Annotated in this window: 16 protein-coding genes; all 16 read left to right on the top strand. The window is 72.6% G+C overall.

From position 1 onward, the window contains the following. The first annotated feature begins 4 nt into the window (after positions 1-4). The 16 genes from ACZ5OX_RS14195 to serA all read left to right on the top strand — a co-directional run bounded on the left by ACZ5OX_RS14195 (position 5) and on the right by serA (position 23,476). Complete coding sequence (locus tag ACZ5OX_RS14195) at positions 5-529, top strand: LOG family protein (RefSeq protein ID WP_465630154.1); 525 nt, start codon at positions 5-7, stop codon at positions 527-529. 13 nt (positions 530-542) lie between these two features. Then, on the top strand, positions 543-1,232 hold the full coding sequence (locus tag ACZ5OX_RS14190) for an SDR family oxidoreductase (protein WP_465630153.1): 690 nt from the start codon (positions 543-545) through the stop codon (positions 1,230-1,232). Positions 1,233-1,309: 77 nt separating this feature from the next. Beyond that, a complete protein-coding gene (locus tag ACZ5OX_RS14185; protein WP_465630152.1) occupies positions 1,310-2,320 on the top strand; it encodes a methionine synthase in 1,011 nt (336 codons plus the stop codon). A gap of 18 nt (positions 2,321-2,338) precedes the next feature. Next, positions 2,339-4,627 (top strand): NAD-dependent DNA ligase LigA, encoded by a 2,289-nt coding sequence (gene ligA, locus ACZ5OX_RS14180; protein ID WP_465630151.1) that lies wholly within the window; start codon positions 2,339-2,341, stop codon positions 4,625-4,627. A 322-nt stretch (positions 4,628-4,949) separates the two neighbouring features. Then, the gene (locus ACZ5OX_RS14175; protein WP_465630150.1) at positions 4,950-6,770 is read left to right on the top strand and encodes a putative bifunctional diguanylate cyclase/phosphodiesterase; all 1,821 of its coding nucleotides are present in this window, start codon (positions 4,950-4,952) and stop codon (positions 6,768-6,770) included. A 249-nt stretch (positions 6,771-7,019) separates the two neighbouring features. After that, positions 7,020-7,316, top strand: a complete 297-nt coding sequence (gene gatC / locus ACZ5OX_RS14170; protein ID WP_030057414.1) for an Asp-tRNA(Asn)/Glu-tRNA(Gln) amidotransferase subunit GatC — start codon at positions 7,020-7,022, stop codon at positions 7,314-7,316. Between the two features lie 5 nt (positions 7,317-7,321). Further along, on the top strand, positions 7,322-8,815 hold the full coding sequence (gatA, locus tag ACZ5OX_RS14165) for an Asp-tRNA(Asn)/Glu-tRNA(Gln) amidotransferase subunit GatA (protein WP_392872847.1): 1,494 nt from the start codon (positions 7,322-7,324) through the stop codon (positions 8,813-8,815). Continuing rightward, on the top strand, positions 8,812-9,072 hold the full coding sequence (locus ACZ5OX_RS14160; RefSeq protein WP_465630149.1) for a hypothetical protein: 261 nt from the start codon (positions 8,812-8,814) through the stop codon (positions 9,070-9,072). Before gatA ends, ACZ5OX_RS14160 begins: the two co-directional genes overlap by 4 nt. Positions 9,073-9,155: 83 nt before the next feature. After that, entirely contained in the window at positions 9,156-10,664 is a 1,509-nt protein-coding gene (gene gatB / locus ACZ5OX_RS14155; RefSeq protein ID WP_449793138.1) for an Asp-tRNA(Asn)/Glu-tRNA(Gln) amidotransferase subunit GatB, read from the top strand. A 259-nt stretch (positions 10,665-10,923) separates the two neighbouring features. Then, positions 10,924-11,082 carry a hypothetical protein gene (locus ACZ5OX_RS14150; RefSeq protein WP_158077676.1) on the top strand — a complete coding sequence of 53 codons (159 nt, stop codon included), beginning with the start codon at positions 10,924-10,926 and terminating at the stop codon, positions 11,080-11,082. A gap of 152 nt (positions 11,083-11,234) precedes the next feature. Then, the gene (locus ACZ5OX_RS14145) at positions 11,235-14,270 is read left to right on the top strand and encodes a helix-turn-helix transcriptional regulator (protein WP_465630148.1); all 3,036 of its coding nucleotides are present in this window, start codon (positions 11,235-11,237) and stop codon (positions 14,268-14,270) included. A gap of 496 nt (positions 14,271-14,766) precedes the next feature. Next, positions 14,767-17,718, top strand: coding sequence for a putative bifunctional diguanylate cyclase/phosphodiesterase (locus tag ACZ5OX_RS14140; protein WP_465630386.1), 2,952 nt, complete (start codon positions 14,767-14,769; stop codon positions 17,716-17,718). 329 nt (positions 17,719-18,047) lie between these two features. Beyond that, positions 18,048-19,901: an acetolactate synthase large subunit gene (locus ACZ5OX_RS14135; protein ID WP_449810245.1), complete on the top strand. Its 1,854-nt coding sequence runs from the start codon at positions 18,048-18,050 to the stop codon at positions 19,899-19,901. Between the two features lie 85 nt (positions 19,902-19,986). Beyond that, complete coding sequence (gene ilvN / locus ACZ5OX_RS14130) at positions 19,987-20,511, top strand: acetolactate synthase small subunit (RefSeq protein WP_049657946.1); 525 nt, start codon at positions 19,987-19,989, stop codon at positions 20,509-20,511. 153 nt (positions 20,512-20,664) lie between these two features. Then, positions 20,665-21,663, top strand: a complete 999-nt coding sequence (gene ilvC, locus ACZ5OX_RS14125; protein WP_449793135.1) for a ketol-acid reductoisomerase — start codon at positions 20,665-20,667, stop codon at positions 21,661-21,663. Between the two features lie 232 nt (positions 21,664-21,895). Continuing rightward, positions 21,896-23,476, top strand: a complete 1,581-nt coding sequence (gene serA, locus ACZ5OX_RS14120; protein ID WP_465630147.1) for a phosphoglycerate dehydrogenase — start codon at positions 21,896-21,898, stop codon at positions 23,474-23,476. Positions 23,477-23,579 lie beyond the last annotated feature (103 nt).

Here is a 23,579-nt window from a genome sequence, read left to right as displayed (position 1 = left end):
CATTATGAATATCTGTGTCTTCTGCTCCGCGTACTCCCTCGACGACCGCTACTCCGCCCCCGCCGCGGAGTTCGCCCGGCTCCTCGGGGAGGGCGGGCACACGCTCGTCTGGGGCGGCTCGAACGCCGGGCTGATGGGCCTCCTCGCCGACGAGGTGAAGGCCGCCGGTGGCCGGACCGTCGGGGTGATGGTCGAGATGCTGCGGCACAAGGCGTACGTCGGCGCCGACGAGCTGGTGTGGACCGCCGACCTCCCCGAGCGGAAGGCGGAGCTGGCCTCGCGGGCGGACGCGATCGTCGTGCTCGTCGGTGGGCTGGGCACCATGGACGAGGTCACCGAGGTACTGGAGCTCAAGAAGCACGGCCGCTTCGACAAGCCGGTGGTCGTCCTGGACACCGAGGGCTTCTACACGGGCCTGCGCACCCAGATGGAGCGGATGGACACCGAGGGCTTCCTGCCCCGCCCGCTCGCCGAGCTGATCACCTTCGCGGACACGCCCGCCGAGGTCTTCGCCCAGCTCAAGGCCTGATTAGATCAAGACCATGGCTGCACATCTGATCACCGGCGCCGGCTCCGGCATCGGCGCCGTCCTCACCGAGAAGCTCGCCGAGCGCGGGGACGAGCTCTGGCTGCTGGCCCGCGACGCCCGTCGGGCCGCCGAACTGCGCGAGCGCTTCCCCGGGGCGAAGACCCTGGCGGGCGACCTGGGGAACCCGGGCAAGCTCTCCTGGGCCTTCGGCCACCAGCAGCTGCCCGTCGAGCTGGACTCGCTGCTGCACGTCGCGGGCGTGGTCGAGCTCGGCACGGTCGGCGACCTGACCCCGAAGGCCTGGCAGGAGACGCTCAACGTCAACCTGATCGCCCCCGCCGAACTCACCCGGCTGCTGCTGCCGTCCCTGCGGCTCGCCAAGGGCCACGTGCTGTTCGTCAACTCCGGCGCCGGCCTGAACGCCCACGCCGAGTGGTCGGCGTACGCGGCCAGCAAGCACGGCCTGAAGGCGCTCGCCGACTCGCTGCGCCAGGAGGAGCACGCCAACGGCGTCCGGGTCACCTCGGTCTACCCCGGCCGCACCGCCACCGCGATGCAGGTCAAGGTGCACCAGCAGGAGGGCAAGGAGTACGACGCCGACCGCTGGATCGAGCCGCAGTCCGTCGTCAGGGCGATCCTCGCCGCCCTGGACGCCTCGCGGGACGCGGAGATCACCGACATCACCGTCCGCCCCGGGCGGTAGTGCGCCGCGTGGGAAGTCGGCCCGGCCGACTTCCCACGCGTTCAGCCCGGCCCGTCCGGCTGAGTAGGCTCGGACGGGTGAGCACCCCACACCCCTTCCCCGACCTGCGCGGCGCCGCCACCGGCGTCGGCTCGCTGCCCGGCACCGACGCCCGGGAGGCGGCCAAGACGTCCACCGGCGCCCTGGAGCACCTGCCGTTCCTCCCCGAGCTGCCCGCGCGCGGACCGGGCGCCGACATGATCGGCCGCGGCGCCGGCCTGCTGGTCGAGCTGTTCGCGCAGACCGAGCCGAGCGGCTGGCGGTTCACCGACCGTCCCGGTCGGGACACCCGGCGCGCCCACTCCTGGCTCGGCGAGGACCTGGACGCGCTGGAGGAGTTCACCCAGGGCTACCAGGGCGCGCTCAAGGTCCAGGCCGTCGGCCCCTGGACGCTCGCCGCGAGCATCGAGCTCAAGTACGGCGAGAAGGCGCTCTCCGACCCCGGCGCCTGCCGTGACATCGCCGGCTCGCTCACCGAGGGCCTGCGCCGCCACCTCGCGGACGTCCGCAAGCGGGTGCCCGGCGCCGAGGTCGTGCTGCAGCTGGACGAGCCCTCGCTGCCCGCCGTGCTGGCCGGGTCGGTGAAGACCGCCAGCGGCTTCCAGCGGCTGCGCGCCGTCGACCGGCAGGTCGCCGAGGAGGTGCTGCGGGAGACCGTCCGCGGTATGGACGCGCCCGTGGTGGTGCACAGCTGCGCGCCGGACGTCCCGGTCCCGCTGCTGCGCCGGGCCGGGGTCGCCGGGATCTCCCTCGACTTCTCCCTCCTCACCGAGCGCCAGGACGACGACCTCGGCGAGGCCGTGGAGGGCGGCACGATGATCCTCGCTGGTGTCGTCCCCGCCACTGACCAGGCAGTGTCCGACCCTGCCGGTAGTGTCCAGGGGGTCAGGACCCTGTGGCGCAGGCTCGGGTTCGCCCCGGAGCTGCTGGGCCGTCGCGTACTGGTGACGCCGACCTGCGGGCTGGCCGGGGCCTCCCCGGCGTACGCGCGCAGGGCGCTGTCGTCCGCGGTGCGGGCGGCGCAGAGCCTGGTGGACAACCCGGAATGAGAAGGTAGGAGGCTTGCGGTGACGGCTGTCGAGGGCTGGGAGGACGTCCCGGCGGAGGTGCGCAGGCGGCACGCCGAGCTGTCGCAGGAGATCACCGACCACCGGGCCCGGTACTACGAGCAGGACGCGCCGGTCGTCAGCGACGCCGAGTTCGACGCGCTGATGCGGGAGCTGGAGTCTCTGGAGGCCGAGCACCCGGCCCTGGTGACGCCGGACTCGCCGAGCCAGAAGGTCGGCGGGGCCGCCACCGGTCTGTTCGCCGAGGTCGAGCACCGCGAGCGGCTGCTCAGCCTGGACAACGCGATGGACGACGAGGAGCTGGCCGCCTGGGCCGAGCGGGTCGCCACCGAGCTGCACGGCATCGACTACCACTACCTGTGCGAGCTCAAGGTGGACGGTCTGGCCGTCAACCTCACCTACGAGAACGGCCAGTTGGTGCAGGCGGCGACGCGCGGCGACGGCCGGGTCGGCGAGGACATCACCGCCAACGTCCGCACCATCAAGGAGATCCCGCACCAGCTCAAGGGCGACGACATCCCGGAGCTGGTGGAGATCCGCGGCGAGGTCTACTTCCCGACCGAGGCCTTCGACGCGCTCAACGCGTCCTTCTCGGAGGAGAATGAGCGCCGCCGGCAGGAGAACGAGGAGCGCGCCAAGGAGGGCAAGCGGCCCCGGGCGATGATCCGGCTGTTCATGAACCCCCGCAACGCCGCCGCCGGTTCGCTGCGCCAGAAGGACCCGCACGTCACCGCCTCCCGCCCGCTGCACATGGTGGTGCACGGCATCGGCGCCCGGGTGGGCTTCGACATCGACAACCAGTCGCACGCGTACCGGTTGCTGCACGACTGGGGACTGCCGACCGCCCGGCACAACAAGGTGGTGGGGACGCTCGCCGAGGTGCGGGCCTTCATCAAGCACTTCGGCGAGCAGCGGCACTCGGTCGAGCACGAGATCGACGGCGTCGTGGTGAAGGTGGACGAGATCGCCCTGCAGGGCCGGCTCGGCGCCACCTCCAAGTCCCCGCGCTGGGCGATCGCCTGGAAGTACCCGCCGGAGGAGGTCACGGGCAGGCTCGCCGAGATCCGGGTGGGCATCGGCCGCACCGGCCGGGCGACGCCGTTCGCGGTGCTCGCCGAGCCGGTGAAGGTGGCCGGCTCGATGGTGCAGTACGCGACGCTGCACAACCAGGAGATCGTCAAGGCCAAGGACGTCCTGCTCGGGGACACCGTGGTGCTGCGCAAGGCCGGCGACGTCATCCCGGAGATCCTCGGCCCGGTCTACGACCTGAGGGACGGCACCGAGCAGGCCTTCGTGATGCCCTCGCACTGCCCGGAGTGCGGCACCGAGCTGCGGCCGATGTCCGAGGGGGACATCGACCTGCGCTGCCCCAACGCGCAGCACTGCCCGGCGCAGATCAGGGAGCGGATCGCCTTCCTCGGCGGGCGGTCCTGCCTGGACGTCGAGGGGCTCGGCTACGTCGCGGCCACGGCGCTGACCCAGCCGCTGGAGCCGGCCGAGGCGCCGGTGCGGAACGAGGCCGACATCTTCCGGCTGACGGAGGAGAAGCTGCTGCCGATCAAGGTGCTGGTCCGGGACCCGAAGACGGGCATGCCCAAGCTGGACGACCGGACGGGCAAGGAGAAGGAGGTCTTCTTCTTCGCCACGACCAAGGGCGAGCCGAAGAAGTCGCTGCAGCTGCTGCTCGACAACCTCGCGGCGGCGAAGGAGCGGCCGCTCTGGCGGTTCGTCAACGGCCTGTCGATCCGGCACGTCGGCCCGGTGGCCGCGCAGGCGCTGGCCCGCGAGTTCCGCGACCTGACGAAGATCTTCGAGGCGAGCGAGGAGCGGCTGGCGGCCGTCGAGGGGGTCGGCCCGACCATCGCCCGCTCGATCCGGGAGTGGTACGCGGAGGAGTGGCACCGGGAGATCCTCGCGAACTGGGCGGCCGACGGCGTCCGCTTCACCGAGGAGTTCGCCGAGGAGGAGGGGGCGGAGCGCCCGTTGGAGGGCCTGACCGTGGTGGTGACCGGCACCCTGGCCGGCCACACCCGGGACGGCGCCAAGGAGGCGCTGACCACGCGCGGAGCGAAGGTGACCGGTTCGGTTTCGAAGAAGACCGACTTCGTGGTCGCAGGTGACAACCCAGGGTCCAAGTACGACAAGGCCGTTCAGCTCGGCCTGCCGGTCCTGGACGACGCGGGGTTCGCCGTGCTGCTCGCCGACGGGCCGGCCGCCGCCCGCGCCCACCTGGGACTTCCGGAGCCGGAGGAGGCCGTGGAGGTGGAGAAGAAGCCCGTCGAGGACTGATCCCGAGCCGACCCGAGCGGTCCGTGACCGCATCGGTGTTGTTATCGTCCTGATGCAGCGTCACCGGGTGCCACACAGTGAAAGCGGGCATTGTGTCACTGTGCGACACCCGAGCGCGGTGGCGCGTTTCCGGTTGTCCGAAAGTCTGCCCACCGGGTGGAGCCCGGCATACCCTGGAGCGCAACAGAGTGTCAGCAGGGGTGGGGGCACCGGCTGGGCCGGTGCTCCTCGGGGTCGCTCCATGCCCGGCAGCTGTCGGTACCGGCACGGTGCCTCACCGTAAGGCGGCCTGACGGGGCGGGCCCGACGGAGGACAGGGCTTATGGATCGTACGACCGGCGGTGCGCCCACACGCCCGCCGCAGGGGGTGGCGGGTGCGGTCCTGCTGCTCGGCGTGCTGCTGGCCGGAGCCGCGCCGCTCATCCCGCTGGCCGTCCTGGTCTACCGGTACGAACCCGAGTTGCTGCCGCTGTTCGCCGTGCCCCTGGCGGTGCTGGTGGCGGCCTGGCGGATCGCCCGGGACCGCGCCCGGGACCAGCTGAGCGACCCGCTGACGGATCTGCCCAACCGTCAGGCCCTGCTGCTGGCCGCCCAGGAGGCGATCGCGGAGTGCGAGCAGGGCTACAGCGTCGGTCTCATCCTGCTCGACCTCGATCGATTCCGATCACTCAACGACACACTCGGTCATACGGCCGGTGACCGGCTGCTGGTTCACATCTCCCGCCGGCTGCACCGGGCCCTGCGCTCCGGCGGCCCGGCCGGCAGCGCCACCCGGGAGTCCATCGACGACGTCTTCGCCGGCCTGCCCCGGCACTACCGCCGCGGCCGCCCGATGGTGGCCCGGATGGGCGGCGACGAGTTCGCCGTCCTGCTGCCCGGCATCAACTGCCCGGACAGCCTGGAGCGGGTCGCCAAGGCGCTGATCGCCGAACTGGCCGCCCCCATCCGGCTGGACGGGCTGCTGCTCGTCCTGGAGGCCAGCGCCGGCGTCTGCGTCTACCCGCAGCACGCCCAGGACGCCGAGGCGCTGCTGCGCCGGGCCGACGTCGCGATGGGCCACGCCCAGCGCGGGTGCAGCGGCGTCGCCCAGTACGACGAGACCCAGGACGCCGACACGCCGTACCGGATCGGACTGCTGGGGGACCTGCGCCGGGCGCTGGAGACCGGCGAGGTGCAGCTGCACTACCAGCCGAAGGTGGCCTTCGACGGCCGGGTGGTCGGCCTGGAGGCGCTGCTGCGCTGGGAGCGGCCCGGCCAGGGGAAGGTCTCGCCGGACGAGTTCGTCGGGCTCGCCGAGTCCAGCGGACTGATGCCCCGGCTCACCGACTACGTGCTGGAGGCCGCCGTCGGCCAGCTCGCGTACTGGCGCGACCAGGGCCTCCAGGTGCAGGTCGCGGTCAACGTCTCGCCGCGCGACGTGCTCAACCCGGGCTTCGCCCAGCGGGTGGCCGGCCACCTCGTGCGCCACCAGGTGCCGGCCCACGCGCTCCAGCTGGAGATCACCGAGCGGCTGCTGCTGGACGACTCCCGGCGGGCCGCCGACACCCTGGCCGAGCTGCGCGGCTACGGCGTCGGGATGTCCCTGGACGACTTCGGCACGGGGCACTCCTCGCTGGTGCGGCTGCGCAGTCTGCCGGTCGGCGAGCTGAAGATCGACCGCTCCTTCGTCTCCCGGATGGTCGCCGACGACCACGACGCGGCGGTGGTCCGATGCTCGGTGGAGCTCGCCCACTCGCTGGGCCTGACGGTGGTCGCCGAGGGCGTCGAGGACGACGAGACCTGGGAGCGGCTGCACTGCATGGGCGTGGACGCCGTCCAGGGCTGGCTGGTGTCGGCGGCGCTGCCGGCCGAGCAGGCCACCGCCTGGCTGCGGGTGCACCGCACCGGCGCCCCGCCGGTGGAGCGGCTCGGCGTGCCGCCCCAGCTGCACGCCGGCTTCCGACCGGGCCAGGGCGCCCAGTCGGCCGGGCCGCCGGTGCTGCCGCCGACGCTCCCGCCCGTCCGGCCGCCGGTCGCCCCGCCCCCGCTGCCGCCGGTGGCGCAGATGGTGCAGGCCGCGCACCGGGAGGTCGAGCAGCAGGGGTGCGCCGCCGCCCGCACCCAGCCGCAGCAGCGCCCGCCGGACGCCGCCGTCCGGCGGTGACGGCGGCCGGTGGGCGAACCGGTGGAGGAGGCGGTGGACGAACGGGTGGAGCAACCGGTGGACGCCCCGGTGGACGACCGTTGACGGGGGCCTCGGCTCACTCGTTGGCCGGGGTGGGGGACGGGCCCCATAGGATGGGGTCCAAAGACCATGAGGACGGAGCGCCGAACCCGGCTGCTCCTGCCCGGGCCCGGCACCGCCCGCAAGGCACCGCCGGGTCTCACCAGAACTCACCCTGAGGATCGCTGCATGCCTGGCATCACGCGCGAGGAGGTCGCCCACCTCGCCCGGCTGTCGCGTCTTGAGCTGAAGCCCGAAGAGCTGGACCACTTCGCCGAGCAGCTCGACGTGATCATCGGCGCGGTCGCCCGCGTTTCCGAGGTCGCCGGACAGGACGTCCCGCCGACCTCCCACCCGCTGCCGCTGACCAACGTCATGCGTGCGGACGAGGTGCGGCCGTCGCTCACCCCGGAGCAGGCGCTGTCCGGCGCCCCCGCCGCCGAGGAGCAGCGTTTCCGTGTGCCGCAGATCCTCGGGGAGGACTGACCGAGATGACCGAGCTGATCCGTTTCACCGCCGCCGAGACCGCGAGCGCCATCGCCAAGGGCGAGGTGTCCGCCGTCGAGGTCGCGCAGGCCCACCTGGACCGCATCGACGCCGTCGACCAGAAGGTCAACGCCTTCCTGCACGTCGACACCGAGGGCGCGCTGGCCGCGGCCAGGGCCGTCGACGAGAAGCGCGCCAAGGGCGAGGAGCTGGGCCCGCTGGCCGGCGTCCCGCTCGCGCTCAAGGACGTCTTCACCACCAAGGGCATCCCGACCACCTGTGGCTCGAAGATGCTCGAGGGCTGGATCCCGCCGTACGACGCCACGCTGACCAGCCGTCTCAAGGACGCCGACGTCGTCATCCTCGGCAAGACCAACATGGACGAGTTCGCGATGGGCTCCTCCACCGAGAACTCCGCGTACGGCGTGACCGGCAACCCGTGGGACCTCTCCCGCATCCCCGGCGGCTCCGGCGGCGGTTCGGCCGCCGCGCTGGCCGCCTTCGAGGCCCCGCTGGCGATCGGCACCGACACCGGCGGCTCGATCCGCCAGCCCGGCGCCGTCACCGGCACCGTCGGCGTCAAACCGACCTACGGCTCGGTGTCCCGCTACGGCCTGGTGGCGTTCTCCAGCAGCCTGGACCAGGGCGGCCCGTGCGCCCGCACCGTGCTGGACGCGGCCCTGCTGCACGAGGCCATCGCCGGGCACGACCCGCTGGACTCCACCTCGATCGACGCGCCCGTCCCGGCCGTGGTCGAGGCCGCGAAGATGCGCGACATCCGCGGCATGCGGATCGGCGTCGTCAAGGAGTTCGCCGGCGAGGGCTACCAGGCCGGCGTGATGCAGCGCTTCAACGAGTCGGTGGAGCTGCTGCGCGAGCTGGGCGCCGAGGTCGTCGAGGTCTCCTGCCCGTCGTTCACCCTGGCGCTGCCGGCGTACTACCTGATCGCGCCGAGCGAGTGCTCCTCCAACCTGGCCCGCTTCGACGCGATGCGCTACGGCCTGCGGGTCGGCGACGACGGCAGCCGCTCGGCCGAGGAGGTCACCTCCCTGACCCGCGAGGCCGGCTTCGGCCCCGAGGTCAAGCGCCGCATCATCCTGGGCACCTACGCGCTGTCCTCGGGCTACTACGACGCCTACTACGGCTCGGCCCAGAAGGTCCGCACGCTCATCTCGCGCGACTTCGACGCCGCCTTCGCGGGCGTGGACGTCCTGGTCTCGCCGACCACGCCGACCACCGCCTTCCCGATCGGCGAGCGCGCCGACGACCCGATGGCGATGTACCTGGCCGACCTGTGCACGATTCCGTCGAACCTCGCGGGCAACGCGGCCATGTCGCTGCCGGTCGGCCTGGCGCCGGAGGACAATCTCCCGGTCGGCCTGCAGATCATCGCACCCGCGATGGCGGACGACCGCCTGTACCGCGTGGGCGGTGCCGTCGAGGCCGCGCTCAACGACAAGTGGGGGCACACCCTGCTGGAGGAGGCACCGGCACTGTGAGCAAGATCGAGAAGGCCAAGTCCCAGTCCGCTTCGCTCAAGGGCTTCAAGCACAGCAAGCCCGGCCTGTGGCTGTCCATCGGCACCAGCGCGTTCGGCGCGATCTCCGTCGTCAAGGACGTCCGCAGGGCGCACGAGGAGAGCGACACCCTCAAGCTGGTCAACGCCCTGGTCAGCGCGGCCGCGCTGGTCACCGGCACGGCCCTGCTGGTGCGCGAGCTGCGCCGGCTGGGCTCCGACGACGTGCTGCTGGGCTGAGCCGAGCTGAGCGCCCCGGCCCGGCCCCGCGCGATGCGGCGGCCGGGCCCGTACCTCCCAAGCTTCAAGTGAGAAGGGACGCTGTGAGCGTCATGAACCTGGTCTCCTACGAGGACGCTCTCGCGTCGTACGACCCGGTGATGGGCCTTGAGGTCCACGTCGAGCTGGGTACCAAGACCAAGATGTTCTGCGGTTGCTCGACCGAGCTGGGCGCCGAGCCGAACAGCCAGACCTGCCCGACCTGCCTGGGCCTGCCGGGTTCGCTGCCGGTGGTCAACGCGGTCGGCGTGGAGTCGGCCGTCAAGATCGGCCTGGCGCTGAACTGCGAGATCGCCGAGTGGTGCCGGTTCGCGCGGAAGAACTACTTCTACCCGGACATGCCCAAGAACTTCCAGACCTCGCAGTACGACGAGCCGATCGCCTTCAACGGCTACCTCGACGTGCAGCTGGAGGACGGCTCGACCTTCCGGGTGGAGATCGAGCGCGCCCACATGGAGGAGGACACCGGCAAGTCCAGCCACGTCGGCGGGGCCACCGGCCGCATCCACGGCGCCACCCACTCGCTGCTCGACTACAACCGGGCCGGCATCCCGCTGATCGAGATCGTCACCAAGCCGATCGTCGGCGCCGGCGAGCGCGCCCCCGAGGTGGCCAAGGCGTACGTCGCCGAGCTGCGCGAGGTCATCCGCTCGCTCGACGTCTCCGAGGCCCGGATGGACAAGGGCCAGATGCGCTGCGACGTCAACCTGTCGCTGCGCCCGAACGGCACCGAGACCTTCGGCACCCGCTCGGAGACCAAGAACGTCAACTCGCTGCGCAGCGTGGAGCGGGCCGCCCGGTTCGAGATCCAGCGGCACGCCACGGTGCTGACCGACGGCGGCACCATCGTCCAGGAGACCCGCCACTTCCACGAGGACAACGGCACCACCACCTCGGGCCGGATCAAGGACAACGCCGAGGACTACCGCTACTTCCCCGAGCCGGACCTGGTGCCGGTGGCCCCCGCCCGCGAGTGGGTCGAGGAACTGCGCGCCGCCCTGCCCGAGCTGCCGCGGGTGCGTCGCGCCCGGCTGCAGGCCGAGTGGGGCCTGTCCGACAAGGACATGCAGTCGGTGCTCAACGCCGGTGCGGTGGGCCCGATCCAGGAGACCATCGCGGCCGGTGCCCCGGCCGACCAGGCCCGCAAGTGGTGGATGGGCGAGCTGGCCCGCCGCGCCAACGAGACCGGCACCGAGCTGAGCGAGCAGCCGATCACCCCGGTGCAGGTCGCCCGGGTCGCCGCGCTGGTCGCCGAGGGCAAGCTGAACGACAAGCTGGCCCGCCAGGTCATCGAGGGCGTGCTGGCCGGCGAGGGCGAGCCGGACGAGATCGTCGAGAAGCGCGGCCTGGCCGTGGTCTCGGACGACTCCGCGCTGGGCGCCGCCGTCGACCAGGCCATCGCCGAGAACGAGGCGATCGCCGCCAAGATCCGCGACGGCAAGGTCCAGGCCGTGGGCGCGCTGGTCGGCGCGGTCATGAAGGCGACCCGCGGCCAGGCCGACGCCGCCCGGGTGAAGGACCTGATCCTGGAGAAGCTGGGCGTCTCCGCCTGAGCAGCCTCTGAGCGCCCCCTGGCTTGTCAAGCCTGCCTTCCTAAGGCATCTAAGGCATCTAAGGCTCTCTAAGTAAGGCCTAAGGCCCTGCCTCACCTATGTATCTAGGTGAAGCGGGGCCTTAAACCTTTCTTGGCCACCGATCTAAGGCAGCTGGGCCCCGGAAGATGCGGCAGGCTCCCGATGCGGCACCCCCCACTGGCGGAGGAAGCTCTTACCTGTCAGCAAGACGGAGTGAGAACCCGAGGGGGAACCGGAAATGATCGAGTACCAGACCTTCCAGCAACAGGCCCACGAACTCGTGGCCCGCGCCGAGCACGAGCGCCTGGTGCGCGAGGCCAAGGAGGCCCGCCGACTGCGGCAGCGCCCGGTGGCCGCCCGCTTCCAGCGGCGCCCCGTGCGTCGGCCCGAATGCTGACGGTACGGCACCACGACGGTGCCGAAGGAGCTCCGGAGGGGGAGACGCCGCGAACGGGCGTCTCCCCCTCCGGGCGTTCGGGCCCGGAACCCCGTTCGCCTGGGGAGATAACCCCTCGGCCGGGCCCCACCGGCTATGGCATGCTCGCCTCCATGCAGCAGACATCGGTCAGCCCCGTCTTCGTCGGCCGCGGCAGCGAGATCACCGAGCTGACCGACGCGCTGCGCCGCGCGGGCACCGGCAGTCCGCAGGCCGTCCTGGTCGGCGGCGAGGCGGGGGTCGGCAAGACCAGGCTGCTGGAGGAGTTCCTGGAGCGGGCCGCGGCCCAGGGGGCGGTCACCACGCTCGGCAGCTGCCTGGAGGTCGGCGCCGAGGGCCTGCCGTACGCGCCGCTGGCCGCAGCGCTGCGACGGCTGCACCGCTCGTACGGCCCCGAACTGGAGGCCGCCGCGGCCGGCAGCGAGAGCCATCTCGCCCTGCTGCTGTCCGAGTTCGGCGAGGTGGACGGCGAACCCAACGACGAGTACAGCCGGGCCCGGCTGTTCGAGCACACCGCGAGGCTGTTCGAGCGGCTCGGCGCGGAGCGTACCCTCGTCCTCGCCGTCGAGGACCTCCACTGGGCCGACCGCTCCACCCGCGAGCTGCTCGCCTTCCTGGTGCGCACCCTGCACCGTTCCCGGGTGCTGCTGGTCGCCACGTACCGCACCGACGACCTGCACCGCCGGCACCCGCTGCGCCCCTTCCTGGCCGAACTCGAACGGCTGCGCACCGTCCAGCGGCTGGAGCTGGCGCGGTTCGGCCGGCGCGAGGTGGCCGCCCAGCTGGCCGGCATCCTCGGCACTGCCGCCGACCGCCAGCTGGTGGACCGGATCCACCGCCGCTCGGAGGGGAACCCGTTCTTCGTCGAGGAGCTGGCCACCGCCTTCGAGGACGGCTTCGGCGCCGGGCTGACCGACTCGCTGCGGGACATCCTGCTGGTGCGGGTCGAGGGCCTGGACGAGGAGGCCCAGCGGGTGGTGCGGATCGCCGCCGAGGGCGGAACGCACGTCGAACACGCTTTGCTGGCCGCCGTCCTGGACGACGAGGAGGCGCTGATCGAGGCGCTGCGGGTGGCCGTCGGCGCCAACATCCTGCGCCCGGACAGCGAGGGCGAGGGCTACCGGTTCCGGCACGCGCTGGTCCGCGAGGCGGTCTCGGACGACCTGCTGCCCGGCGAACGGCACCGGATCAACCGCAAGTTCGCGCTCGCGGTGGAGGCCCAGCCGCAGCTGGTCCCCGGCGACGCGCTGGCCGCCCGGCTGGCCAACTACTGGTACCACGCGCACGACCCGGCCCGCGCCCTGTCGACCGCCCTGGACGCCGCCCGCGCGGCCCGCCGCCGCAACGCCTTCGCCGAGCAGCTCGGCATGCTGGAACGGGCCCTGGAACTGTGGGACCTGGTCTCCGAGGAGGTGCTGGCGCACACCCTGCGCCCGTACGACTGGGCCGAGACCTATCCGCCCGGCTCCCGGGACCACGACGCCGCGGACGGGGACCGCGACCGGATCCAGCTGGAGGACGTGCTGGCCGAGGCGGTGGTCGCGGCCCGGCGCAGCGGCGACCGTGAGCGCGGCCTGAGCCTGGCCAAGCGCGGCATCCGGCTGGTCGACGAGGTGGAGCACCCGGTGCGGGCGGCCTGGTTCCGGATCAACCGGGCCCGGATGCTGGGCAGCCTGCGCCGCTCCGGGGACGAGGAGGAGATCGCCCACGCCCACCGGCTGGTGGAGCACCTGCCGCCGTCCGCCGTGCAGGCCGAGGTGTTCGCGCTCAGCGCCAACTCCGCCATGCTCAAGACCCCGGGGCCCGAGCACATCGAGCTGGCCGAGCGGGCGATCCGGATCGCCCAGGAGGTCGGCGCCCACTCGGTCGAGGTGCACGCCCGGATGACCCTCGGCGGCCTGCGCTACGACGTGCAGGGCGACGCCGAGGGCGGGCTGGCCGAACTCGCCGGCGCGGTCGAGCGGGCCCGCCTGCTGGGCGTGCCCGACCTCCTGCTGCGCGGCATCAACAACCTGGCCAGCATGCAGCGCGGGCTGGGCCGGCCCGAGGCGGCCGTCCGGCTGGCCAGGGAGGGGCTGGAGTTCGCGGACGGCAACGGCCTGCTGCGCAACATCGGCGCCATCCTGACCGGCAACCTGGTCGAGGCGCTGACCGACCTCGGGCGGGTGCGGGAGGCCACCGAGGTGCTGGCCGGCTACGAGTCGACCAGCCTGACCGGCACCCACGCCGAGTTCCTGGACCGGATGCGCGGCGACCTCGCCCTGCTGGCCGGGGACCTCACGACCGCGGCGGCCATGCTGGCGCAGGCCCGGGCGGCCAACCGGATCGGCCAGGTCCAGCACAGCGTGCCGATCAGTCGGCTGGCGATCCGGATCGCGGCGCTCGGCGGGCGGCCGCTGGAGGCCCGGGACGAACTGCTCGCCGTGCTCGCGGAGGACGGCAGGACCGGCACCGAGTCCGACGTCTACCCGCTGCTGGCCGAGGCGGCCGCGGTGGAGGCGGACAGCCGGGGCCTGCCGCAGGCCGAGGCGGGCCGGCCCGGGGTGCTGGCCGCGATCGCCGCGGCCGCCGCCGAGCTGCGGCCCAGGGCGCCGCTGCACCACGGTTGGGCCCGGCTGCTGGAGGCCGAACTGGCCCGGGCCGAGGGCGCCGACACCCCGCGGGAGTGGGCCGCCGCGGTCGAGGCGCTGCGGCCGACCGGCCTGCCGTACCCGCTGGCGCTCGCCCTGCTGCGGGCCGGCGAGGCCGAGGTGCAGGCCGGCCGGCGCGAGGCCGGCGCCGAACTGCTGCGCGAGGCGGCCGAACTGGCGGCCGTCCGGGACGACCGGCCGCTCGGCGGGCAGATCTCCGCGCTGGCCGAGCGGGCCGGGCTGAGCCTCGCCCCGGCCGAGCGGGCGGCCTCGGTGCCGGCCCAGGCCGCCGGGGACTCCTTCAACCTCACCCCCCGTGAGCGGGACGTGCTGCGACTGCTGGCCCGCGGCTGGACCAACCGGCAGATCGCCGAGGAGCTGTACATCTCTCCGAAGACCGCGAGCGTGCACGTCTCCAACATCCTCGGCAAGCTCGCGGTCGGCGGCCGGGGCGAGGCGGCGGCGCTGGCGCACCGGCTGCGGCTGTTCCCGGACGACCTGGCCTCCTCCGGCCGTTGAACGGGGCGCCGGCACGGGCCCGGACCGGCTCCGGCCGCTCCGGGCCCGCCGTTCGTCCACCCTGGCACCGGTGTTCGGGCGCCTCCCCGTGCTCCCGTGCGCGCCGCGTGAGCCCCCGCCCGCGCGCCGCCGCCAACCGGGCCGATCCGTAGGAATCGGGGGCATTTCCCCACCCTTCCGCCATTACTCTAAGTTGAGTGTGTGTGTCATTGAGTGACGGAATTGGTGTAGGGTCCATTTTGGGAGCATCGGTACGGTGTGGCGACCGGCAGGCCGCCCACCCCCTGGGCCACCGTCCTGACGGGGCGCCAGGCCATCGCGCACGTCCGAGAGGTGCGCGGCCGGTGGTCCGTGGCCGGGGCGCGAGGCCCCGGGCCGGAGGGGGAGAGGCCGAGTGAGCTCCACCGAAACGGTGCTGCGCGGAACCGGACGGCCGGACGCACCGCGCGCCGACACGTCCGCCGTCGACGCGCCCGCAGCCGTCCGCTGCAGACGGCTGTGCCGGATCCGGGACAGCCGCGCGCTGCCCGGCTTCGTCCTGGGCGCGCTCTGCGCGGCCTACGCCGCGGGCGCCGCCGCGGGCTGGGGATCGCACCAACTGTCCGTCTTCATGGGAGACTTCGGGCTGGCCGCGGCGGCCCTGGCGGCCGCGCTGTCCTGCCTGGTGTACGGCTGCACCGTCGGCGGGCACGCCCGCCCGGCCTGGCTGCTGTTCGGCCTCTCCTCGGTCATGGTCGCCTTCGGCAACGGCACCTGGGGCTGGTACGAGCTGGTCCTGCGCTCCCCGCTGCCCCAGGACTCGCTCGCCGAGTACGCCTTCCTGCTGTTCGCCCCGCTCGCCATCACCGGCGTCCTGGTGCTCGCCCAGCACCCGCGCACGGCGGCCGGCTGGCTCTGCCTGCTGCTCGACGGCTGGCTGATCGCCGGCTCGCTGTTCACCCTCAGCTGGAGCCTGGCGCTCGGCCGGATCGCGGCCGGGGAGGACGGCTCACCGCTGCGCCTGGCCCTCAACCTGGCCTACCCCGTGCTGGACATCCTGCTGGTCAGCCTGGTGGTCGGGCTGCGCTTCCGGGGCCGGGACGGCAACCGGGCGGCGGTGCACACGGCCATGCTGGCGCTCGCCGTCACCGTCACCTGCGACGCCCTGTTCACCTCCCCGGAACTGCGCAGCAGCTACCACTCGGGCGAACTGCTGGACGCCGGCTGGTTCGCCGGCAGTCTGCTGCTGGGCTGGGCGCCGTGGTCGCCGCGCTGGCGCCGTCCGCTGCGCGACCACCCCTCGGCCGGCGGCCTGCCGCACCGCCGGGTGGCCACCACCTTCAGCGCGCTGACCCCGTACGCGGCCGCCGCGGTCTGTACCGCCGGAATCCTCTACAACGCCCTCGGCGGGCGGGAGTTGGACCGGGTGGTGGCCGCCGCGGCCTGCACCGTCGGGCTGGCGCTGATCCTGCGGCAGGGCGTGATGCTGCTCGACAACCTGTCGCTGGCCCAGGAACTCGCCCACAAGGAGGCACACTTCCGCTCCCTGGTGCAGGGCTCCAGTGACGTCATCATGATCGCCGGCGCCAACGGCGTGCTCTCCTACGTCTCCCCGGCCGCGCTCGGCGTCTACGGGCGGGACCCGGAGGAGCTGGTCGGCGGCAACCTGCTGGACCTGGTGCACCCCGAGGACGTCGGCCGGGTGCTCTCCGAGGTCCGCCGCTACCTCGCCAGGGTCCGGCTCGCCACCCACCGCAGCCCCGGCACCGCCGTGCCCTCCGCCCGGGTCGAGTGCCGGATCAGCTCGGGCGCGGGGGAGTGGCTGCACGTCGAGTCCAGCGTCAGCAGACATCGCGACGGCCTGCTGCTCAACAGCCGGGACGTCACCGAACGCGTCATGCTCCAGGCCCAGTTGCACCACAACGCCTTCCACGACCCGCTCACCGACCTGCCCAACCGGGCGCTGTTCACCCAGCAGCTGCGGGCCGCCCTCGGCGCCCGCGGCCAGCAGGGCGAGACCGGGGCCGGGATCGCGGTGCTCTTCCTCGACCTGGACGGCTTCAAGGCGGTCAACGACACCGCCGGACACCAGGTCGGGGACGAGCTGCTGGTGCAGGCCGCCCGCCGGCTCCAGGGCGCCGTCCGCTGCGGGGACACCGTCGCCCGGTTCGGCGGCGACGAGTTCGCCGCACTGGTCTGCGGCCCGCTCGGCCGCCTCCAGGTCCAGGAACTGGCCGAGCGGCTGCGCCTCGCGCTCTCCGAGCCGTACTGGATCGGCGGCGCCGAACTCAGTGTCGCCGCCAGCATCGGCATCGCCTTCGGCACCCCCGAACGCGGCCCGGCGGCCGACCCCAGGGCCGCCGCCGACGAGCTGATGCGCAACGCCGACCTCGCGATGTACCGGGCCAAGTCCGAGGGCAAGGGCCGGGTGGTGCTCTACACCCCCGCCATGCGGGCCGACCTGGAGCGCCGCACCGAACTGGAGGAACGGCTGCGGCTGGCCGTCCGGGAGGGCGGCTTCACGCTGCTCCACCAGCCCGTGGTGGACCTCGGCAGCGGCGCGGTGACCGGCGTGGAGGCCCAGGCCCGCTGGCGCTCGGTGGGCGGCCTGCTGCTCACCCCGGCCGAGTTCCTGCGCTCGACCGAGCACGGCGACGCGGCGACCAGGTTCTCCCGCTGGCTGGTCCTGGAGGCGGTCAGTGCGGCCGCCGAGCGGCGCGGCCTGCCGGGCCGGGGCCGCGGGCTGCCCGAGCCCGTCCCGGTGGCCGTCCGACTGTCCGTCGAGCGGCTCTGCTCGCCCGGCCTGTACGAGACGGTGGCCGCGGCGCTGCGCGACAGCGGGCTGCCCGCCGACGAACTGGTGATCGAGGTGGCCCGGATGGGCCCGGACTCGCTCGCCGACGAGCTCGGCCGCCGCCTCTCCGCCCTGCGCGGCCTCGGCGTCTCCACCTGGCTGGCCGGGTACGGCGCCGGCGGCGGCTCGCTCGGCGCCCTCGCCCGGCTGCCGCTGGACGGGCTCAAGCTCGACCGCACCCTCGTCCAGGACCTCGGCGAGTCCCCGCTCAGCCGCACCCTCGCCGGGCACGCGCTGCGGCTCGGCCGCGACCTCGGGATGGTCACCGCCGCCGAGGGGGTGGACCTGCCGCGCCAGGTCGCCGCGCTGCGCGACCTGGGCTGCGGACAGGCCCAGGGCTCGGCCTTCGCCCCGCCCCTGGACGAGCCCCGGCTGCGCCGGGCGCTGGCCCGCCGCGACTACCCGCTGCCCACGTCGACGGGGCCGCTCCCGGCCCGCCGCCCGTACCCGTCGGCCGTCGACGACACCCGGACGAGTGGCCGCCCGAACGGCCGGACGGACGCCACGCCGGGACGTGGCGCACATCACCATGGCGGCTCTGACCTGCCCGAACACCGTGCCGTTACTGGTCCGTCGGGGGGTCCGCATGGCGAGACGGTCGTCCCACCTGCTTGACACGTTGCCCCGCACGGGAGGAAGGTCGTTGCCATGCGCACCCGAATTCTCGTACTTGGCGGGCGCGTCGGCTGAGTGGGCTCGTACGCCCTGCTCGTGACAGACCGACGCGCCACCCCTCGCATGCCCTTGGGCACGAGGGGTTTTTTGTTGCACTGACGCTGTTCCACCTCCGCAAGACCCCTGGCCTCGACCGCCGAGCAAGTCCGACCTGTCGGATAAAGCGGGACGATTGAGGCAGAGCCGGCGATCGACCCGGACCGGGACCCCACCCTCGCAGCACCGGGGCCCGCACACCGGGTCGGCAAAACCCGAGAAGAGACAGGCAGATGACCGAGCACGCCGCATCCCCCCGCCGCGGGGACAACCCGGCCGCCAACGCTCCCGCTCCCCAGCACGTCGTCGAGACCATGACCGGCGCCCAGTCGCTCATCCGCTCCCTGGAGGCCGTGGGCGCGGACACCGTCTTCGGCATTCCGGGCGGGGCCATCCTTCCCGCGTACGACCCCCTGATGGACTCCGTCAAGGTGCGCCACATCCTGGTCCGTCACGAGCAGGGCGCCGGTCACGCCGCCACCGGCTACGCGCAGGCCACCGGCCGGGTCGGGGTCTGCATGGCGACCTCGGGGCCGGGAGCGACCAACCTGGTCACCCCGATCGCCGACGCCTACATGGACTCGGTGCCGGTCGTCGCCATCACCGGCCAGGTCTCCTCCAAGGCGATCGGCACCGACGCCTTCCAGGAGGCGGACATCTGCGGCATCACGATGCCGATCACCAAGCACAACTACCTGGTCACCGACCCGGCCGAGATCCCCCGGGTGATCGCCGAGGCCTTCCACATCGCCGCCACCGGCCGCCCCGGCCCGGTCCTGGTCGACATCGCCAAGGACGCGCTCCAGGCGACCACCACCTTCCGCTGGCCGGTCGAGACCGCGCTGCCCGGCTACCGCCCGGTGACCAAGCCGCACGCCAAGCAGATCCGCGAGGCCGCGAAGCTGCTGGTCAGCGCCAAGCGCCCGGTGCTGTACGTCGGCGGCGGCGTGCTCAAGGCGCAGGCCACCGCCGAACTGCGGATCCTCGCCGAGCTGACCGGCGCCCCGGTCGTCACCACTCTGATGGCGCTCGGCGCCTTCCCGGACAGCCACCCGCAGCACCTGGGCATGCCCGGCATGCACGGCTCCGTCCCCGCCGTCACCGCGCTCCAGAAGTCCGACCTGCTGTTCACCCTCGGCGCCCGCTTCGACGACCGCGTCACCGGCAAGCTGGACGGCTTCGCCCCCAACGCCAAGGTCGTCCACGCCGACATCGACCCGGCCGAGATCGGCAAGAACCGCCCGGCCGACGTGCCGATCGTCGGCGACGCCCGCGAGGTCCTCGCCGACCTGATCGTCGCCGTCCAGGCCGAGTTCGACGCCGGCCACAGGGGCGACTACACCGAATGGTGGGAGCGGCTCGACGAGTGGAAGAAGACCTACCCGCTCGGCTACGAGCCGGCCCCGAACGGGCAGCTCTCGCCGCAGCAGGTCATCGAGCGGATCGGCCGGATGGTCGGCTCCGACGCGATCTACGCCGCCGGCGTGGGCCAGCACCAGATGTGGAGCTCGCAGTTCATCCAGTTCGAGAAGCCGGGTACCTGGCTCAACTCGGGCGGCGCGGGGACGATGGGCTACGCCGTCCCCGCGGCGATGGGCGCCAAGGCCGGCCGGCCGGAGACCGCGGTCTGGGCCATCGACGGCGACGGCTGCTTCCAGATGACCAACCAGGAGCTGGTCACCTGCGCCCTGAACGACATCCCGATCAAGGTCGCGGTCATCAACAACGGCTCGCTGGGCATGGTCCGGCAGTGGCAGACGCTGTTCTACAACCAGCGCTACTCCAACACCGTGCTGCACTCCGGCCCCGGCCACGACGGCGTCGAGCCGCCGGCCCAGGGCACCCGGATCCCCGACTTCGTCCGGCTGTCCGAGGCGATGGGCTGCGTCGGCCTGCGCTGCGAGCGCCCCGAGGACCTCGACGCCGTCATCAAGCAGGCGATGGAGATCAACGACCGCCCGGTCGTCATCGACTTCATCGTCCACCAGGACGCCATGGTCTGGCCGATGGTCGCGGCCGGCACCAGCAACGACGAGATCCAGTTCGCCAGGGGCGTGCGCCCCGACTTCGGCGACGATCTCGACTGATGTCCCTGCCCGCCCGCCCGTCGCCCACCACCGCCCTTCTCGGGACCGGCTGCGCCGGACCCCTCCTGTGCGACTGAGGAACCCCATGTCCAAGCACACCCTCTCCGTCCTGGTCGAGAACAAGCCCGGCGTGCTCGCCCGCATCGCCGCACTGTTCTCCCGACGGGGCTTCAACATCGACTCCCTCGCCGTCGGCTCGACCGAGCACCCGGACGTGTCCCGGATGACGATCGTGGTCAACGTCGAGGACCTCCCGCTGGAACAGGTCACCAAGCAGCTCAACAAGCTCGTGAACGTGATAAAGATCGTCGAACTCGACCAGTCCGCTGCGATCCAGCGGGAACTGGTCCTGGTGAAGGTCCGCGCCGACAACGAGACCCGGTCGCAGATCGTCGAGATCGTCCAGCTGTTCCGTGCCAAGACCGTCGACGTGTCGCCCGAAGCGGTGACCATCGAGGCCACCGGCAGTTCGGACAAGCTGGAGGCCATGCTCCGGATGCTGGAGCCTTACGGCATCAAGGAGTTGGTCCAGTCCGGCCTGGTCGCCATCGGCCGCGGCGCGCGCTCCATCACGGACCGCTCGCTGCGCGCCCTGGACCGCAGCGCCTGACCGGCGTCATCGCACCATCCGTCGCCCGCCACCGCCCTTCCAAGGGCGCGCCGGCGCGCGGCACCCCTTTGAGCAAAGACCCAAACCACCCGCCGGTGCGCATACGGTGAACACCGCGTACCCGGCAACCACCACGCAAGGAGATGTGCCCCCGTGGCCGAGCTGTTCTACGAAGACGACGCCGACCTGTCCATCATCCAGGGCCGCAAGGTCGCGGTCATCGGTTACGGCAGCCAGGGCCACGCCCACGCGCTGTCGCTGCGCGACTCCGGCGCCGACGTCCGGGTCGGTCTGAAGCCGGAGTCCAAGTCCCGCGCCAAGGCGGAGGAGGCCGGCCTGCGCGTCGTCACCCCGGCCGAGGCGGCGGCCGAGGCCGACGTCATCATGATCCTGGTGCCGGACCCGATCCAGGCCGACGTCTACGAGGCCGACATCGCCCCGCACCTGAAGTCCGGCGACGCCCTGTTCTTCGGCCACGGCCTGAACATCCGCTTCGGCTTCATCAAGCCCCCGGCGGACGTCGACGTCTGCATGGTCGCCCCGAAGGGCCCGGGCCACCTGGTCCGCCGCCAGTACGAGGAGGGCCGCGGCGTCCCCGCGATCGTCGCGGTCGAGCAGGACGCCTCGGGCAACGCCTTCGCCCTGGCGCTGTCGTACGCCAAGGGCCTGGGCGCCACCAAGGCCGGCGTCATCAAGACCACCTTCACCGAGGAGACCGAGACCGACCTGTTCGGTGAGCAGGCCGTCCTCTGCGGTGGCACCGCCGCCCTGGTGAAGGCCGGGTTCGAGACCCTGGTCGAGGCCGGCTACCAGCCGGAGATCGCCTACTTCGAGTGCCTGCACGAGCTGAAGCTCATCGTCGACCTGATGTACGAGGGCGGCCTGGAGAAGATGCGCTGGTCGGTCTCCGAGACCGCCGAGTGGGGCGACTACGTCACCGGCCCGCGGATCATCACCGACGCCACCAAGGCCGAGATGAAGAAGGTCCTCGCCGAGATCCAGGACGGCACCTTCGCCAACACCTGGATCGCCGAGTACAAGGCGGGTCTGCCCAAGTACAACGAGTACAAGAAGGCCGACGAGGACCACCTGCTGGAGACCACCGGCAAGAAGCTGCGCTCGCTGATGAGCTGGGTCAACGAGAAGGCCTGACCCCCTTCAGGGCCGGTTCCGGACCCGATTTTGTAACTCCGTTGTACAAGTAGGCTGCTCTCGTCCGAGTGATTTCGCCGGACGGGAGCAGCCCGCCATCCAGCCCGTCGATACACTCCGAGTGCGCGTCAGGCCCACAGCGTCGTGCGTCTACCTACGCGGCATGCCACCTTTCCCCGCCCTCCACGCCACCCACGTGCTCGGGGGAACCGGACAGTTAAGGACCACTGTCGTGAGCAAATCCGTAGTTCTGATCGCCGAAGAGCTCTCGCCCGCCACCGTCGACGCCCTCGGCCCCGACTTCGAGATCCGCCACTGCAACGGCGCGGACCGCAACGAGCTGCTCACCGCGATCGCCGACGTCGACGCGATCCTGATCCGCTCCGCCACCAAGGTCGACGCCGAGGCGCTGGCCGCCGCCCGCAAGCTCAAGGTCGTCGCCCGGGCCGGCGTCGGCCTGGACAACGTGGACGTCTCCGCCGCCACCAAGGCCGGCGTGATGGTCGTCAACGCGCCGACCTCCAACATCGTCACCGCCGCCGAGCTCGCCTGCGGCCTGCTGATCTCCGTCGCCCGCAACATCGCGCCGGCCAACGCCGCGCTCAAGCAGGGCGAGTGGAAGCGCAACAAGTACACCGGCGTCGAGCTGAGCGAGAAGATCCTCGGCGTCGTCGGCCTCGGCCGGATCGGCGTCCTGGTCGCCCAGCGGATGTCCGCGTTCGGGATGAAGATCGTCGCGTACGACCCCTACATCCAGGCCGCCCGCGCCGCGCAGATGGGCGTCAAGCTGGTCTCGCTGGAGGAGCTGCTGGAGGTCTCGGACTTCATCACCGTCCACCTCCCCAAGACCCCGGAGACCATCGGCCTGATCGGCGACGACGCGCTGCACAAGGTCAAGCCGACCGTTCGCATCGTGAACGCCGCCCGCGGCGGCATCGTGGACGAGGAGGCGCTGGCGAACGCGCTGCGCGACGGCCGGGTGGCCGGCGCCGGTCTGGACGTGTACGCCAAGGAGCCGTGCACCGACTCCCCGCTGTTCGCCTTCGACAACGTGGTCGCCACCCCGCACCTGGGCGCCTCCACCGACGAGGCGCAGGAGAAGGCCGGCATCGCCGTCGCCAGGTCGGTGCGCCTCGCGCTGGCCGGCGAGCTGGTGCCGGACGCGGTGAACGTCCAGGGCGGCGTGATCGCCGAGGACGTCCGCCCGGGCCTGCCGCTGGCCGAGAAGCTCGGCCGGATCTTCACCGCGCTGGCCGGCGAGGTGGCCGTCCGCCTCGACGTCGAGGTCCGCGGCGAGATCACCCAGCACGACGTCAAGGTGCTCGAACTGTCCGCGCTGAAGGGCGTGTTCGAGGACGTGGTGGCGGAGACGGTGTCCTACGTCAACGCCCCGCTGTTCGCCCAGGAGCGCGGTGTCGAGGTCCGCCTGACCACCTCCAGCGAGAGCCCCGAGCACCGCAACGTGATCACCGTTCGCGGCACGCTCGCGGGCGGCGAGGAGATCGCCATCTCCGGCACGCTGGCCGGCCCCAAGCAGACCCAGAAGATCGTCGGCGTGGACGCCTTCGACGTGGACGTGGCGCTCACCGACCACATGGCCTTCTTCAAGTACGAGGACCGCCCCGGCGTGGTCGGCGTGCTCGGCCGCCACCTCGGCGACGCGGGCATCAACATCGCCGGCATGCAGGTCGCCCGCGACGGCGGCAGCGCGCTGGCCTCCATCACCGTGGACACCGAGATCCCGCAGGAGGTGCTGTCGGCCATCGCCGCCGAGATCGGCGCCCACTTCGCGCGCTCGGTCGACCTGGGCTGATCCACCGGCTCCGGCGGGGGGGGGGGGGGGGGGGGGGGGGGGGGGGGGGGGGGGGGGGGGGGGGGTGGGGGGGGGGGGGGGGGGGGGGGGGGGGGGGGAGGAC

Source organism: Kitasatospora sp. NPDC032121, assembly GCF_055580145.1.
The sequence above is the reverse complement of the archived record's forward strand: the minus strand, read 5'-3'. Positions and strand labels throughout refer to the sequence as shown.

Excerpts from the sequence above, each read along its gene's own strand:
- ACZ5OX_RS14190 (WP_465630153.1), top strand. The coding sequence starts at position 543 with ATGGCTGCACATCTGATCACCGGCGCCGGCTCCGGCATCGGCGCCGTC.
- ACZ5OX_RS14145 (WP_465630148.1), top strand. The coding sequence starts at position 11,235 with ATGCAGCAGACATCGGTCAGCCCCGTCTTCGTCGGCCGCGGCAGCGAG.
- ACZ5OX_RS14175 (WP_465630150.1), top strand. The coding sequence starts at position 4,950 with ATGGATCGTACGACCGGCGGTGCGCCCACACGCCCGCCGCAGGGGGTG.
- gatA (WP_392872847.1), top strand. The coding sequence starts at position 7,322 with ATGACCGAGCTGATCCGTTTCACCGCCGCCGAGACCGCGAGCGCCATC.
- ilvN (WP_049657946.1), top strand. The coding sequence starts at position 19,987 with ATGTCCAAGCACACCCTCTCCGTCCTGGTCGAGAACAAGCCCGGCGTG.
- ACZ5OX_RS14150 (WP_158077676.1), top strand. The coding sequence starts at position 10,924 with ATGATCGAGTACCAGACCTTCCAGCAACAGGCCCACGAACTCGTGGCC.
- gatC (WP_030057414.1), top strand. The coding sequence starts at position 7,020 with ATGCCTGGCATCACGCGCGAGGAGGTCGCCCACCTCGCCCGGCTGTCG.
- ACZ5OX_RS14135 (WP_449810245.1), top strand. The coding sequence starts at position 18,048 with ATGACCGAGCACGCCGCATCCCCCCGCCGCGGGGACAACCCGGCCGCC.
- ACZ5OX_RS14195 (WP_465630154.1), top strand. The coding sequence starts at position 5 with ATGAATATCTGTGTCTTCTGCTCCGCGTACTCCCTCGACGACCGCTAC.